The organism is Bradyrhizobium jicamae, from assembly GCF_018130215.1.
Classification (GTDB): domain Bacteria; phylum Pseudomonadota; class Alphaproteobacteria; order Rhizobiales; family Xanthobacteraceae; genus Bradyrhizobium; species Bradyrhizobium jicamae_A.
The window spans coordinates 1-15113 of sequence record NZ_JAFCKQ010000041.1 but is presented as its reverse complement, the minus strand read 5'-3'; the positions used below and the strand labels follow the sequence as shown (position 1 = coordinate 15113).

Genomic DNA, 15113 nt, shown 5'->3' with positions numbered 1-15113 from the left:
CGCTTTTATGAGGCGAAAGCGCTCCTCGCAACCCTTTTGAGACGCCCTTCCGGGGACCCCGCCAGGGACACGATGGCGCCGTCCTGATGGATGGCAAAACCAAGGCGGCGGGCCGCGAACCAGTGGCGCACCGCCATGGCGCCGATCACGCCGACCAGCGCGCCGGCGACCACATCGCTCGGGTGATGCGCCAGCAGCACCAGCCGGGTCGCCGCGATGATCAAGGCGTAAATCAGCATCGGGATGCGCGCCCGCGGCCACACCGCTGACACGGCGAAGGCCAGCGCGAAGGCCGTGATCGCATGCCCCGACGGGAAACTCGCATAGGCTTCGGTGCCGGCGAAATGCTGGAAGTTGAAGGCATTGGCCTTGCCGCCGACAAAGGGTCGGCCGCGGCCGACGATCCACTTGACGACCTCGCCGACGGCAACCGAAAGCGCGACCGACAGGAACAGGTATTGCAGACGCGTGCCGAGGCCGAGAGCGATCACGCGCGATCTCCCGTGCAGAGCCGGTGCCACCAGCGCGACCGCGACGAGCAGGACGCCGAGCGCCCAGAGCACGTACACGTCCTTGCCGAAGTCGGTCAGGATCCGGACCCACCACAGGCTCGGCGTGCCGCGCGGCGGCATCAGGCTGATCTCCGCGACGTCGACGGCGTACATCAATGTCAGGATCACGACCCCGGCGATGACCACGAGCAGCAGCGCGTGGCGTGCGGCGCGGCGCCCCGCTTCCGACCGGCGCGAATGCGTCGGTGCGCGCACGAGTTGAACCGCCGACAGCCGGACCAGCGTCAGCAATCGTCCGAAATAATTCACAGACTCCGGGCGTGCTGGCAGCGACGGCATGTCATTCCGTTCCTTCGGAGCGGAAGATCGCGATCGAGACGGCCTTGCCCTGGGAGATGTTGTAGCCTTCGATGCGCACCGGCGCGTTGTAGCGCAGCCCGATCGCCTCGGCGCGCTGGACGAAGGACCGCTCGGAACGCTGCTCGACCAGCGCGAAGCGGCAGGAGCCCTGGGCCAGGAAATCGGCCGCGCCCGATCCGTCGGTCAGCAAGGTCGAGGTATCCGTCATGAACACGAGGCTCGGCTCGAGAAATCCCGCCGCCGCCGCCTTGGGCCCGACGCAGGTCACGTTGCGCAGCGCGCGCGCGACCTCCTGGCTCGGAAACATCGTGGTGAGCCGCGGCAGAACCACGCCATAGGTGCCGGCGGCCATCAGCGCCGCCGCGATCACGGCGTTGAGCAGCGAGCGCTCCGCGCGGCTGTCCTCGAACAGCCACCAGGCGACCAGGCCGAACACCATCGCGACCGCAAACAGCGGCCAGGCCGGAAACACCGGCTGATGAATCGCCTTGATCGCGCCGACGATCACGAGCACCGCGCCAAGCGCAGGAATCGCAAACCACCAGGCGGCGCCGCGCACCAGCCAGGAGCGCGACAGCACGCGCCGCTCCACGGCACCCGCGGTCAGGATCGCGATCGCCGGATACAGCGGCAGCACGTAATGCGGCAGCTTGGTCAGCACGGCCTCGAATACGAGCCAGGACGGGATCAGCCAGGCAAGCAGGAATTGCGCGCCGGGCTCGCGCCGCGCGCGCCAGACTGCGGGCGCCGCCATGGCGGCGAGCGGCGCGCCGGGCCAGAACGTGATCCAGAACAGCAGCAGATAGATGCCGGGCGGCGCGCCGTGGGATTCCTGGGCGCCGAGCTTGCTCAGCATGTCGCCACCGACCGAGTCGGCAAAGAAGGCGTCGCCGGCGCGCAGGAAGATCAGCACGAACCACGGCAATACCAGCACCAGCATCCACATCAGTCCCCAGACCGGACGCATGCGCCAGAGCCATGCCGCCGACCTGTCGAGGAATGCGAGCACGGCGATCGCGAGGCCGACGAACATCAGGATCAGCGGCCCCTTGATCAGGATGCCGGCCGCCAGCGCCGTCCAGAAGATCGCCGGCGGCGCCCATGGCGGATGAGCCGGATCCTCGCCGCGCTGCCAGGACAGATAGACCCGCGCCATCGCACCCATCGCCGCGGTGACGGTGAGCAGCAGCATCGCATCGGTCTTGGCCAGCCGCGCCTCGACCCCAAGCAGCACGCAGCTCGCCATCATCAAGGCAGCCAGCACGGCGCCACGCCGTGTCGCGAAAGCGAGCGCGGACCAGTAGGTCAGCAGCACCGCGCCGATGGCGCCGAGCAGCGATGGCAGGCGGTAGACCCAGATCCGGACTTGCGCGCGCGGCACCCCGAGCGCGGATATGGTCTTCAGTGCCGCCGCCTGCATCCAGTAGATGCCGACCGGCTTCTTGTAGCGGACGTCGTCCTGGAAGCGGATGTCGACGAAGTCGCCGCTCTCGACCATCTGCTTGGTGGCCTGGGCAAAGCGCACCTCGTCGCGGTCGATCGGCGGGATGGTGAAGAAGCCGGGCAGGAACAGGATCAGACAGGTCAGCGTCAGGAACGCGACCGAACGCCATTGGCTGGCCGTCGCGAACTCGAACGCCATGAATAGCCTGCGGCTGGAATGCGCAGGTTTTACAGACTGTTGCCCTGCTCCAAAGCGCCGGGATTGGAGGCCATCCACCATGGGCTTCGCATACGATGAAACTGCAGCGCAAACAACCGTGCTGTTCCGCTTTCCTGCGCGATCATTGCACGCGGATCACAACGGTATCCGCAGCCCCCGTGGCATCGATGACGGTCAGGCGCGCAAAGCCGGGCCCGGGCGGGTCGATCAGGCGCTGGCGCCGGCTGTCGATGTCTCCGGCTGAGACACCATTGACCAGCACCGTCAGCGGCAGCACGCCACCGGCGACCTTCACCGGCATCGCCGCATAGCGGCCATCGTCGGAATGATCGACGTCGATGCGCGAGCCGTTCAGCGGGAACTGGATATGCGGCGCCTGGTCGTTGCCGGAGCGCACGAGTTCGCCGAGCGGGCGGAAGCGGCGCAGCGGCGGCGGCAGCCTGGCGTTGCTGGCGACCAGCACGCCGCGCGGCGCCTTCGGCAGTGCCGCCGGCATCTTGCCGGTCCGCGCGAACGCATCGAACAGGATCGGCGCGGCGGCGGCGCGGCCGACCAGGCCCGGTACCGGCGTGCCGTCGGGACGGCCGACCCAGACGCCGATCGTGATACGGCCGTCGAAGCCGACCGACCAGGCGTCGCGATAGCCATAGCTGGTGCCGGTCTTGAACGCGATCTTTCCGTGCACGCCGTTCTCCGGCGGCGGGGTACCGAGCAGGACGTTGCCGACCTGCCACGCCGCCGCCTGATCCATCAGCCGCATGGTGTCGCGGTTGTCATCGGCCCGCACGATCTCGCGCAGCGGTTTCGTCGCGCCGAGGCGCGCCAGCCCGGTGTAGAGCTGCACGAGATCCTGCAAGGTCACTCCGACGCCACCGAGACCCATCGCGAGCCCCGGCGTCTCATCCTTCGGCAGCACGAGGCTGGTGCCGGCCTGCCTAAGCCGCGACGACAGCCGGCTCGCGCCGACGCGGTCGAGCAGTTCGATCGCCGGGACGTTCAGCGACAATTGCAGCGCCTTGCGCACCGGCACCGTGCCCTGGAACGTCAGGTCGAAATTTTCCGGCGCATAGGTGCCGAACCGGATCGGGCGATCCTCGATCAGGCTGTCGGGATGCACGAAGCCGTCCTCGAAGGCGAGGCCATAGATGAACGGCTTCAGGGTCGAGCCCGGCGAGCGCACCGCGCGCGTCATATCGACCTGCCCTGCCCGCCGCTCGTCGAAATAATCCGCCGAGCCGACCCGCGCCAGCACGTCACCGCTGTCATTGTCGACCGCGATGATCGCAACCGAGACGTCGGGCCCCAGCGCGATGGCGCGGTCGCGTGCCAGCGCCTCGAGGTTTTTCTGCAAGGCGGCATCCAGCGTCAGCTTGATGACGGGCTCATCCTTCATCGTCGCGATCGCCTGGTCGGCGGAATGCGGCGCAAGGATCGGGATCTGCCGACGCATCTTCGGCACCGGTGTTTCCTTGGCCTGCGCGGCATCCTCCATCGACACTGCGCCATCCTCGACCATGCGGTCGAGCACGCGGTCACGTGCTGCATGCGCGGCGTCCGGATAGCGATCGAGCCGCCGCCGCTCCGGCGATTGCGGCAAGGCCACCAGCAGTGCGGACTCCGCCAGCGAGAGCCGCTTCGGCTCCTTGCCGAAATAGGCGATCGAGGCGGCACGCACCCCCTCGAGATTGCCGCCGAACGGTGCCAGCGTGAGGTAGAGGTCGAGGATCTGGTCCTTGGAGAGTTGGCGCTCGAGCTCGATCGCGCGCACCATCTGCCGCAATTTTGCGTACACCGAGCGTTGGTGCCGCGGCTCCATCAGCCGCGCGAGCTGCATGGTGATGGTCGAGCCGCCGGACACTATGTGTCCGCGGGTGGCGAGCTGGAACGCCGCCCGCGACAGTGCCAGCGGATCGATGCCGCCGTGCTGGTAGAAGCGCTTGTCCTCATAGGCGAACAGCAGCTTGAGGTAACCTGGATCGACCGCGGTCTTCGCATCGACCGGCAGCCGCCAGCGCCCGTCGGCCATCGCATAGGCGCGCAGCAGCTTTCCGTTGCGGTCGACCACCGAGGTCGAGACCTGCCTCGCCTCGCCAATCGGCAACGGTCCGAGCGAAGCGACCCAGGCCGTGAAGGCGCCAGTCACAATCACGGCCGCGACGACAGTGATCGCTGCCGTCGCTTTGATCCAGCGCCAGCGCGATCCGCGCACCGGCCCGATGGTCGCCGCCTCGCTCATTTCGCCGCCCGGACCTCGACCGCGCCGGTGCCGCTGCGGCCGTAGCGCGAAGGGTTGTACATGTCCTCGACATAGGCCTGCGGCAGCACGTATTTGCCCGGCGACACCGCACGCACGACATAGGCGACGGTGAACACCGATTTGTCGTTGGCGGCGCGGTCGATCGCCGCGGTGAAGCGGTCATCGCGGAACTCGGTGTCCTTGGGCTCGACGCCATCCTCGATCCAGTCAAGCGTGCCGGAATCGCCTGACGACACCAGATGCGGATTGTCGATCTCGAGCCCGGCCGGCAGATAATCGGCCACCATGATGTGCCCGAATTCCGGCTTGGCTTCCGTGATCTTCAGGACGACCGCAAAACGATCGTTCTGCTTCGCCTTGCCGACATCGGCCGGCTCGCCGTCGAGCGTGTAGTAGGCGCGCTCGATCCTGAAGCCATTGGAGGCCGCAGGCTCCGGCGTGACCGGCGAGCCCGACACCGAGATCACCGCCTGCACCGGTGCCTCGCCGGTGTTGGTTATCTTGAGCGGCTGGCCCGTCATCTCCCCGGCCTTGTAGCTGCGATAGACCGCGGTCTTGATCGCCTGGCCGTTGATGTCGAGCGCCAGCGTCTCCTTGGCGAGCGCACGCGCCGCCAGCACCATCCACGCATTCTCCTGCGTCGAGGTGTAGGACGAAAGCCCACGGGCCGCCTCGACCCGCAACACCGCCTGCGTCAGCGTCGCGCGCGGTGCGTTGCCCTCGCCCGCCAGCGAGACCAGTGCTGCGGCGTCGCGCAGCGCCGAGCCGTAATCGACCCGCCCGAACTCGAGCACAGGCTTCGGGTTCAGCGCATCGAGCGCGGCGCTGTAGACCCGCTCGGCACGCGCCTTGTCGCCGACCAGCGCCAGCGCAGCGGCGAGCTGCGCTTTCGAGATCGGTGTCGCCAGATTGGTGAGCTTGGTGTCCGCGAGATATCGCAAATCGCCGATCGGTGCGGCGCCGTTGCGTGCGAGCACGTAGAGGCCATAGGCCAGATCGCGGCCACCGTCCTTCTCCGGCTCGTTGGCGTTGACCACCGAGTTCCTGACGCGGTCGAGTGCGCTCTTGAAGAGCACGTCGGGCACCACAAAGCCCTTTTCACGGGCGCGGGTCAGGAAGTCGGTCACGTAAGCGTCAAGCCAGGCATCGTCGCCGCCCGCCGACCACAGGCCGAACGAGCCGTTGGACCCCTGTCGAGCCAGCAGCCGGTCGATCGCGTCGCGGATGCGCTGGTCGACCGCGGTATCCATCGCCAGGTGCGCGCCGGCGGCGAGATCGTTGACATAGAGCAGCGGCAGCGCGCGGCTCGTGATCTGCTCCGAGCAGCCGTAGGGATAGCGATCGAGCGCCTTCAGGATGCTCGCAGCGTCGAGCGCGGTCGAGAGCGAGGCCGAGATCGACACGCTGCCGGTGCCCGGGACGAGATCGGAGAACATGTCAGAGGTCAGCGTCAGGCTCTCGCCCTTCGCGAGCGTCCGGATCGAGCGGCGCGCCAGGACCTGCGTCGCCGGCTTGACGTCGAGCGCGTAGTGCCGCGCCAATGTCAGCCCGTTGGGGCCAGCGATATCGACGTCGAACTCGGCGCGTCCGGCGCCCCCGGCTTCCAGCCCGAGCGACAGCGAGGAGCGCTGCCTGGCTGACAGCTTCAGGGTCGTGGTCGGATTGCCCGAGACCTTGACCGGTCCGCTCGCCTTGACGCTGATGGAGTAGTCGCCCGCGGTGCCTTCGACATTGTCGATGTCCATGCTCATGGTGCCCTTGTCACCTGACAGCAGGAAGCGCGGCAGCGTCGCGGTCAGCACGACGGGATCGCGCACCGTGACGTCAGTGGTGGCGCGGCCGAGCTTCGTGGCGCTCCACGCCACCGCCATCACCCGTGCGGTCCCGGCGAATTCGGGGATGTCGAAACTCACTTCCGCCGCGCCGTCGGGCCCGACCGTGACGATGCCGGAAAAGAGCGCGAGCGGCTTTTGAGTCGGCGGCGAGCCCTGCAGCTCGGCGCCGGCGGCGTCACCGCCGCTCCGGATCTGGCCGCGCGTGCCCTGCATGCCGTCGATCAACTGGCCGTAGAGGTCGCGGATCTCGGCGGTGAGGCGGCGCTGGCCGAGATAGTAATCGTCGGGCGCCGGCGGCTTGTAGTTGGTCAGATTGAGGATGCCGACATCGACCGCCGCCATCACCACCTTGGCGTCCTCTCCGGGATTGAGCCCGCCGAGCCTGACCGGAATCTTCAACGTCGAGCCGGGCCGCACCAAAGCGGGTGGCGTGAGCTCGACGGCGAGCGTGCGGGTCTTCTTGTCGATGCCGAACCATTTCAATCCGATCGCGCGGCCCGGCATCCGCCCGGCGGCGACGTCGAGCGGACGGCGCAAGGTCGTCATCACATAGGCACCGGTGCCCCAGTCCTTGCCGACCGGGATCCTGACCTGCTGGGTGCCTTCCTTGACGTCGACGCTGTCCGTGGTCAGCAGGCGGTCGCCGAGCACATAGACCGAAAGCTTGCCGGCCGTGCGCGCATTGACCGACACCGTCATGGTATCGCCCGACGCGTATTCCGGCCTGTCGATCGAGGTCTCCAGCAGATCGGGCGTGTCGGCGCTGCCGTCGGAATACCAGCCCACGTCGAACTGCACCGAGGTCACCGGACCGTCGGCATCGGGCGACTTGACGTCGAGCCGGTAGCGGCCGGGCTGGGGCTGGAACGTGAGCCGCATCGGCTTGTCGGCGGCAAGGTTCACATCGCCGTCGGCCACTCGCGTGGTCGACTTGACCGGCTCATAGTCCCAGGACGAGTTCTGCCGATACCATTGATAACGCGACTCCATCTTCAGCAGTTCGTAGCGAAGCCCGTCCCGCGACATCTGCTTGCCGTCGGGAGCGACGAACACGACGTCGAACTCGGCCTTGTCGCCCTCGGCGACGCTCTTGTCCCCGAACAGTGGCTTGACGCCGATCAGCGAGGTCGCAGGCGCAACCGGCAGCACGATCTTGCGCTCGACCGCGCGGCCGCCGGTCTCTGCCATGCGGACGAAGATCTGGGCCTCCTGAGGCCGCGTCGAGGTCGGTGCCTTCTCCAGCTTCACCGGGAAGGTCGCCGCGCCATTGGCGTCGGCCTCCGGCAGGTCGCCGATCGAGGTGCGTTCGTTGCTCGCGCTCTGCTCGTCGTCGACGCCGAACTGGTAGCCGGGATAGCCGGGCCGGCCGGCGGCCGCGGGGGCCACCAGCATGTCGCCCTCGAGCTGGAGGCCGGAGGCCGGCGCGCCGTACAGGAAATGGCCATTGACCTGAAGTTCCACTGGAACTTCAGCCTTGATCAGCTTGTCCTTGGCCGTGAGGTCGAATTCAATCCGCTCGGGGATGTAATCCTCGACCATGAAGGTGGTTTCGCCGACCGAATTGCCCTTCGGATCGGTGAACACGCGGACCCGCCAGGTGCCTGACGGCACCGCCGAGTTCAGCGCCACCGCCAGCGTGCGGCCGCCGGCGCCCTGGTCTGGTAGCACGGCGCGGCGGAATTCGACGCCGTCGGGCCGCTCGATCACCATGGTCAGCGGCGTTGCGGTCAGCGCGTTGCCTTGCCCGTCGCGGAGCAGCGCGGTGAGATACACGGTCTCGTTGGAGCGGTAAACGCCGCGCTCGGCATAGACGAAGGCGTCCGCACCGGTCGGAATCGCTCTTCCCGCGACGCCGCGGTCGGTCAGGTCGAAGGCGTTGGTCTTCAGGCTGAGAAAGGCATAATCCGCCTTCTCGCTCGTCACCGTCAGCAAGGCCGGCGCCAGTCCGCCCTCGCCGCGCGCGAGTCCGGCCTCGAACAGCACGTGGCCGGCCGCGTCGCTCTTGCGGGTCGCGAGGATCTCGTTGTTGCGCGCGACCAGCTTCACCTCGGCATTCGCCACAGCATCGGTCGACGCCAGCGAGTTGACGAAGACGTGGATACCGTCGTTACCCGAGAACGCCGAGAGGCCCATGTCGGAGACGATGAACCACTGCGTCGCAAGCGATCCGTCCTCCTCGCTGCCCGGCCCCTTGGCCGTGGCGGTCATCACGTAGACACCGGGCGCGAGGTCGCCGAGCGCCTGGTCGACCGGGAACGCTGTGACGACGTCCTGGTTCAGGGTAGCAGCGGTCGCAAGCTCGCCGGACCAGACCTTGACACCGCGCTGGCCGCCGAGTTCGGAGAGCTGGTAGCTGCTCAGCGCGGTCTGGAAGTCGGAGTCGATCACCGTGTTGATCAGGTTGCGGTCGCCGATCCGGAACACGTTGATGACCGCCGCCTGCGTGTTGACGCTGACCAGCGGGATGCCGCGCTGGCCGGTGCGCGGCAGCACGTAGGCGCGGCCGGTGAAGCGCACGAAGGGCTTGCGGTCGCGGACGTAGATGTTGAACTCGGCCGATTTCGGTAAGCCCTCCTTGACGGCGGACGGCAGCCCGGCGCGCAGGTTGATGTTGTAGCGCTCGCCGTGCTTCAGCCCGTCGACGCAGAGCTGCCTGTCCTCGGCCGAGAGCGCCGGCTTGTCGGTGCCGGCGAGCGCGAGGAACGGCGCGAAGTCGACGCGTTTGGCCAGGTCCTCGGAGAACTGGAAGCAGGCCCTGGGCGACGCCGAATCGGAATCGACGGTATAGTCGAGCAGGCGGAAGCCGTGCTCGTCGCGCATCTTCTCATACTGGCCGCGGACATCGGCCACCTCGCGCATGTCGAGCGACATCCGCAAGCTATCCAGGGCGGGCCGCCACAGCTTGCGCTCCGCGAAGGCCTTGCCTAGCACGGCGAGCGCATCGGCCTCCTCGCCCTGGTTGCCGGCGCGCTGATAGGCCATGTAGGCCGCAGTCGAGGCCCGCTCCAGCAGGAAGGTCTGCTCGCTCGTGCTGTTCGAGCGGATCTGGAAGATGGTCTTGGCGAGCCGCAGCCAGTTGGCGCCGTCCTCCGGCGTGGTGGCCGCGATCTGGCCGAGGATCTGCAGTCCCGAGCGGAAGTCGTTGCGCTTGAAGGCGGCGTCCGCGTCGGTGCGCAAGGTCGCGGCCGGCTTGTTGACGGCGCCCGCCTCGCTCTTGATCTGGGCCTCCAGCTTGATCGCGGAATCGGCGAGATCGTCGCGCCTGAAGGCCTTGTCGGCGGCCTGTGCGACACCAAGGCTGAGGCCAAGCGCCAGCGTGGCGCAAAATGCCGCGGCACGAATCAAACCGACCATGATGGAGCTCCCTGGGCCGCGGACGTCAGCCGCGTGGCAGACAAAAATGCGCGAAAAGGTGACGGAGTGAAGGCGTCAAGATGAACGAGCAACGATGTCGCGGCCTGCATTGCCAAACCGATCCCTCGACCGCACCGGAGAAGTGCCGAACCGAGTGGGGCAACCGCCGCACGCGGTCCCCACCCGCCTTTGTCGCACGATCGCAAGCATCGGTTCGGACCAATGTCGGGAATGGGTGGATGTTTCGCGGGGACGGTACAGGAGGATGACGCGTCGCGCCGGGCTCGCCACCCGGCGCGATCGCGAACCGATTGCGGGCCTCAGCTCGGCGGCCCCATCGTGATGGTGCGCACCCGGTTGCGGGCTTCCTCGGCGGCGCCCCCGTCGAGGCTGGTGCCGACCACCTCGATGAAGGTTCGTCCGCCCTGCTCGAGGCAGGTGACGAGCACGGCCGCGCCGGTGCCCCGCAGCGTTCCGGCGCCGCCGATATGCGGCCCGGACGTGAAGGTCACGCTGAGGCCGGTCTCCGTGATGGCGAACTTTGCGTCCTTCAAACATTCCGTTACGGACTTCGCCCTGGTATCCGATCCGACCTGGATCGACGGCGCCTGCTCCGCACGCGCCGGGGTGACCGAGGCCGCGAGGGCGAGGCACAACAGGGGTAACGCTGCTCGACCAAAATGATGAGGCATATTCATCTCCATTGATGGGGTTTGATCCGCAGATTGCCGGCAGTCTCGCGTCGTTTCAGCCAGCGCAGGCCATCACACGCTGGACATGTTCAGAAATATCACGCACGTTAAGCGCGAACATGTGGGTTCGTTCACAGAAGCCAGCACGGCGCGAAAATGCCGCACCCGGCGAACGCCCACGGCTCCCATTCACAAAAAATCGGCCGGGACAGGCTTGGCGCGACAGCGGATTTTTCATATTGCCGGTGCTAGAAGACGGCTAACGGTCCCGTAGCTCAACTGGATAGAGTAGCGGATTTCTACTCCGCGGGTTGCAGGTTCGAATCCTGCCGGGATCGCCAGTATTTTCAAAAGGTTGCCAGGTTTGTCCTCGAGATTTGCGCGTCTCATCCAGTGTGGCGGAAGACCTTTTGGTTTCAGGCTTTCCCGTCTGGTCCGATAACAGAAAAGGCCCGCCGAAGACGTCCGGACGGGCCCCACCGAGAAGAGTTTCGGAGCCAAGCGAACTGTTCGCGGAGGGACTGCGCGCACTCGCCGCCGACGAGGTCGATGAGTAGCCGCCTCGCTATCGGGACATGATGGTTGGTCTGATCATCGTGGCCGCACCATTCGTCGCGCAGGCTCTGCATGACCGCGGCATAGCGCAGCGCGAACCCGCCGCTTGCGGGCGGCTCCCTGGTCCCGATCGCTCCCATTGCAAAGCCGGAGGCGCCGATGCCCTGGAAGCAGAGGTCGCGGCCGAAATCATAGGAGGCTGGACGTTGCGGCCCGCGCTTCCTGGCGGCGACCGCTCCCAATCTCTGGAAAGAACGCCGGCCTTTCGCTCGCCGCTCCATTCGTCACCGCCTCGGCTGGCTTCTGATTAATGGAACAGCAACGTCGCTCGCATAAGATGCAGTTCTACTCGCTGCAGGACGCTCGAAAATGACCGAGTACGTCATCAGGGAAGTTGGCCTTCGCCAGTGGCTGGTGTTTGCCGATCGGCGAAGCATCGCTTTCTGCGCCGACGAAAATGAGGCGGTGAAAGCCATGACCGAACATAGCGCGCGTCGCCGTCGACCACCTGAAACAATGGAAATTGCGCCAAGGGAAAACCCGCCGGCGTGAACCGGCGAGTTGACCTATGTGAAGGCTGACGCCTTGAAGTCGCTCGACGATTGGCGGCGCATCCAGGCCGATCTCCCCGGACCCCGCGGCCATCCGCCGGTCGAGATCGGACTGAAGGCGAAGGTCAGATGAGTTGGCTGGCGGACAGGATCGAAAGCCCTCTCCGCGCGTTGACTATTGAGCCCCAAGTGGGGAGGTCAACTATGATCAGAGACCGAAAGCGGCTGCCAACGACTGCTGCGGAACGCGAAGCCCACAAGGTATTCAAGGCGGTCAGCGCGAAGGAAGCTATGACCGATTACGCCAAAGCCCAAAAAGCGTTCCACGATAATCGAGAGCGCCTAAAGGCAGAACGGCTGGCGCGGGAGGCTGAAGCGGCCAACCGCACAAAAGCAGGTTGAGCGTCCATCCGGATGACCACGGAGGACCAAGTCTGGCCCCCCGGTGGAGCGGCGAAGCACTGCTGGTACGCGAGGGCGACGGGCGTGAAGATCTTCGAGGAGACAACAAACCCGGCCGCGCCGTAAATTGCAGGCACACGCCACGGCGATCGTTGCACGCGTCAGAATTTCCCCCGCAATCCACAATGTGGGTTCGACCTGTTCCCTGCTTGGAACGCGGTGAAGCAGAAGTCGTCGGCGTTGCAAATTTACAACCCGCGCAGTCGTCCGAGATACTACGCTGACCCACCCGGACGAACGAAAATATACTTCATGCTTGTTTCAATATTATCAGCGGAGCGAGAAGTGTTTGATATCTATCGCAACGATAAGCGCGACGTACTCGTACTAAGCAGAGGCTCTGCGATACCCGTGCTCTCTTCCAGTCATAAATGGCGCAAGAGCAGACAAAGAGTTTTCAAGGTCAGTGATGAGATCAAGTCTGCCGTTGAGAGACAGGGGTATTACGTTCGCAGCTTGCGAGCTTCCAAAAAGAGAGTGATCTAGCTTCGAGTGCATCGGCGGCGGATCCTGTATTGCGACCTCTATTCGATCACCACCAACCAAGCCTCGATCCTGAACCTCTTCCGCGTGGTCAACCGCTACGTCGGCAACCCGGCACCGATGCCGGGTGTCTTCCCTGTCTGAAATGCGGGTGACGAACGCGAGATGATCTGATGCTGCAAACGACAGGACTTGTTCGTCGTGTGCTCAGCGATACCGCTGCAGTGCTCATATCGATGATCCCCGGCGGCGACTTGCGGGAGAGACCGAGGTCGGCCGAGGTGGCAGTGTTCTCTCGCGGAAAGCCGGCAAACTGGTTGCCGCGAGCGCCACCGTTCTTAGCGACCTCGCCGCCTTCATACGCGGCATCGCACTCATCGGCCAGTCGCCGCTTCGCCCAGCCTTTAGGGCTAGTCCGGAATGGCAATTGCTGCTTCCATTCTAGCATCTACGATATCGTCAGTCGTGTAGATTGGCCGATGCGCCCCACGCAATCCCCCGACCGTCGCGCGATCAGGGATCGCCGCTTCATCCCCAAGGGGCGACGATCCCGCCCAGCCATGCCGCCAGAATACATAGAAACCATCACTGACAGGTTGATGTAAGCCTGCGCGGCTTGGCTCGGGCCGGGAAAGGCCTGTTCGGCCCGACCCCATGAGATTACCCCTAACGAGTCGGTTTTCTGCTCCGATATCGCAATTGCCGGGGGCGTTCTGAATTTTAGCCTGTCGACAGTTGCGCGGGTTGGCCGACGCCGCTTGGCCGTGCGTACCGCGCGATCAGGGATCGCCGCTTGCTCCAACTGGCGGCGATCCCGCCCACGTGCCGGACGCCACCGACTGGGTTCAAAGGCGACCAAGGGCGCCTCTCGGGGCGGGCTTATTGCGTTCAGATCTCGGTATGCGTTCCTGACCAGTAGAAAACATTGTGTTCACAGCCGAAGAACACTGGAGGCCCATTTGGGTCGTTTAACTTGAATCAACGTCGTGCTGGCGTTTGAAACAACCGTCCCAGCATGACGAACGGACGGCCCGACGAGATTGCGATTGCCGGATACCCCTTAATCCTGGCAGGCGATCGCGCTCGCCGCGGTTCTCCTTCTGTAATCCGGCGAAGGCGCCCCTGTTGGTGGACGGCTTCGCGCTCCCTGTGTGCACAAGAGGATGGAGATGCGCCGGGGAGTTGGGCCTGGGTGCCCGCTATCCCGGAACGCAACACGGACCCAACACCGATGCTCGCGAGTCGCACCTCTAAAAAAGAAAAGGCCCCGGGGACAGATCCGGGGCCTTCCTCATTCCAACTCTACGCATCAGGCAGGCTGGCAAGGGTTACCTGACGCCGCAGATCATAGCCCCAGACTGCTGAACGCAGCGTTACCGACGGTCCCGTGGCTCGATGCGGTGCACGACCGACGAGGATCTGCGAGGCCTGCCGCTGTCGATGCGCAACGAACCTCGAACGGCTGCTGCACCGCCGACCTGAGGGCATATTTGTCAATGCCGCGGCGGCCCGTCGAAAGACTGGATCAAGGCGAAAAACCCGACGCACCCGCCTTCGATCGGGTCGAGAAAGCCAACGCGCGGTAAGGTGTGTGTAAGCCTGGACTGATAATCAGACGCTACTCTGTCCACCGGCCCCCGTTCTGGGGCGACAGAGGACCCTACGCCTGACGGCCTCGGTCCGTGACGAGCCGGGGCCGCCCTTTTCTGTCGTCCTGCTTCTTGATCTCACTGCATAGCCGCCCTCGAAACAATTCGCCTCGTATCTGGTTCGCCATGACCATTTCCGTTGAGCAGTTGTGCGAGACTTGCCGCGGTCCGAGACGCTCGATCGGTGTCGAGCCGCTGAATGCTGAATACGAGGTGCAGCTGTTGTGTTGCCCGAAATGCAAGAGCGTCGTCCGGCTGGCTTCCAGGAAAGGGCGACCAACGCCCAGACAGCAAAAGGCCCCCGCTAGCACGAAGCAGTAGGGCGCCTGTCGCTTAATCACCGGAAAAGCCCGGGCCCCCGTTGCCTTCCACTATCGGTTGCGGGATGCTTTTAGGCTTGCACTGAGTCCTCGTGCAGCGCGGCATTTGCGCCAGCCTCTGATCCGAGTCCAAGAATTGCAACTTGCGGTAAAAGCCTTTCCGTAACCCGAAAATCCATTCTGCGACCTGGCTGATCCGACGGTCGATCGAGATCGGACTAAAGCTAAGGAGCAACATGATGAAAATCGATTTTGACGGCGTCGCGAAGCAATTTTCCGCCGTCCCTCTCGGCGGATTCTTCATGAGCGGCCAAGAATCGTTCGGTCTGTGCGTCGGCATTGAGTACGCCTCCGACGAGGGCCGTCTTGCGTGACGGGTGGTAATTCGCGAAGCGTGTGACCTTTAGTCTAGCTTTAAGG

Annotated in this window: 10 protein-coding genes, 1 tRNA gene and 1 pseudogene; 6 read left to right on the top strand and 6 right to left on the bottom strand. The window is 65.3% G+C overall.

Annotation, left to right across the window (positions count from 1 at the left end; translation table 11 throughout):
• Positions 1-5: 5 nt before the first annotated feature.
• The 5 genes from JQ586_RS30890 to JQ586_RS30870 all read right to left on the bottom strand — a co-directional run bounded on the left by JQ586_RS30890 (position 6) and on the right by JQ586_RS30870 (position 10673).
• Positions 6-851 (bottom strand): phosphatase PAP2 family protein, encoded by an 846-nt coding sequence (locus JQ586_RS30890; RefSeq protein WP_212398414.1) that lies wholly within the window; start codon positions 849-851, stop codon positions 6-8.
• Position 852: 1 nt separating this feature from the next.
• Positions 853-2595, bottom strand: coding sequence for a glycosyltransferase family 39 protein (locus tag JQ586_RS30885; protein ID WP_212398413.1), 1743 nt, complete (start codon positions 2593-2595; stop codon positions 853-855).
• A gap of 61 nt (positions 2596-2656) precedes the next feature.
• The gene (gene pbpC / locus JQ586_RS30880; protein WP_212398412.1) at positions 2657-4771 is read right to left on the bottom strand and encodes a penicillin-binding protein 1C; all 2115 of its coding nucleotides are present in this window, start codon (positions 4769-4771) and stop codon (positions 2657-2659) included.
• Positions 4768-9981 carry an alpha-2-macroglobulin gene (locus tag JQ586_RS30875; protein WP_212398411.1) on the bottom strand — a complete coding sequence of 1738 codons (5214 nt, stop codon included), beginning with the start codon at positions 9979-9981 and terminating at the stop codon, positions 4768-4770. Before JQ586_RS30875 ends, pbpC begins: the two co-directional genes overlap by 4 nt.
• Before the next feature lie 320 nt (positions 9982-10301).
• The gene (locus JQ586_RS30870) at positions 10302-10673 is read right to left on the bottom strand and encodes a hypothetical protein (protein ID WP_212398410.1); all 372 of its coding nucleotides are present in this window, start codon (positions 10671-10673) and stop codon (positions 10302-10304) included.
• Positions 10674-10937: 264 nt separating this feature from the next.
• Between JQ586_RS30870 and JQ586_RS30865 the strand changes: the two genes are divergently transcribed.
• The 6 genes and pseudogenes from JQ586_RS30865 to JQ586_RS40700 all read left to right on the top strand — a co-directional run.
• Positions 10938-11014, top strand: a tRNA-Arg gene (locus tag JQ586_RS30865).
• A gap of 583 nt (positions 11015-11597) precedes the next feature.
• On the top strand, positions 11598-11780 hold the full coding sequence (locus JQ586_RS30860) for a hypothetical protein (protein ID WP_212398409.1): 183 nt from the start codon (positions 11598-11600) through the stop codon (positions 11778-11780).
• A gap of 9 nt (positions 11781-11789) precedes the next feature.
• Positions 11790-11912 (top strand): hypothetical protein, encoded by a 123-nt coding sequence (locus tag JQ586_RS41195; protein WP_283815498.1) that lies wholly within the window; start codon positions 11790-11792, stop codon positions 11910-11912.
• Between the two features lie 71 nt (positions 11913-11983).
• Positions 11984-12181 carry a hypothetical protein gene (locus JQ586_RS30855; RefSeq protein ID WP_212398408.1) on the top strand — a complete coding sequence of 66 codons (198 nt, stop codon included), beginning with the start codon at positions 11984-11986 and terminating at the stop codon, positions 12179-12181.
• A 345-nt stretch (positions 12182-12526) separates the two neighbouring features.
• Positions 12527-12727 carry a hypothetical protein gene (locus JQ586_RS40705; RefSeq protein WP_312017037.1) on the top strand — a complete coding sequence of 67 codons (201 nt, stop codon included), beginning with the start codon at positions 12527-12529 and terminating at the stop codon, positions 12725-12727.
• A gap of 24 nt (positions 12728-12751) precedes the next feature.
• A pseudogene (locus tag JQ586_RS40700) lies at positions 12752-12862 on the top strand (SOS response-associated peptidase); the annotation flags it as partial.
• A 2055-nt stretch (positions 12863-14917) separates the two neighbouring features.
• On the opposite strand, the gene JQ586_RS30850 reads toward JQ586_RS40700, so the two are convergent.
• A partial coding sequence (locus tag JQ586_RS30850) for a hypothetical protein (protein ID WP_212398407.1) occupies positions 14918-15113 on the bottom strand: 196 nt, incomplete at its 5' end.

Bases quoted from the DNA above. Each gene is read 5' to 3' on its own strand.
- JQ586_RS30890 (WP_212398414.1), bottom strand. From the start codon at position 851: ATGCCGTCGCTGCCAGCACGCCCGGAGTCTGTGAATTATTTCGGACGA.
- JQ586_RS30885 (WP_212398413.1), bottom strand. From the start codon at position 2,595: ATGGTGGATGGCCTCCAATCCCGGCGCTTTGGAGCAGGGCAACAGTCT.
- pbpC (WP_212398412.1), bottom strand. From the start codon at position 4,771: ATGAGCGAGGCGGCGACCATCGGGCCGGTGCGCGGATCGCGCTGGCGC.
- JQ586_RS30875 (WP_212398411.1), bottom strand. From the start codon at position 9,981: ATGGTCGGTTTGATTCGTGCCGCGGCATTTTGCGCCACGCTGGCGCTT.
- JQ586_RS30870 (WP_212398410.1), bottom strand. From the start codon at position 10,673: ATGCCTCATCATTTTGGTCGAGCAGCGTTACCCCTGTTGTGCCTCGCC.
- JQ586_RS30860 (WP_212398409.1), top strand. From the start codon at position 11,598: ATGACCGAGTACGTCATCAGGGAAGTTGGCCTTCGCCAGTGGCTGGTG.
- JQ586_RS30855 (WP_212398408.1), top strand. From the start codon at position 11,984: ATGATCAGAGACCGAAAGCGGCTGCCAACGACTGCTGCGGAACGCGAA.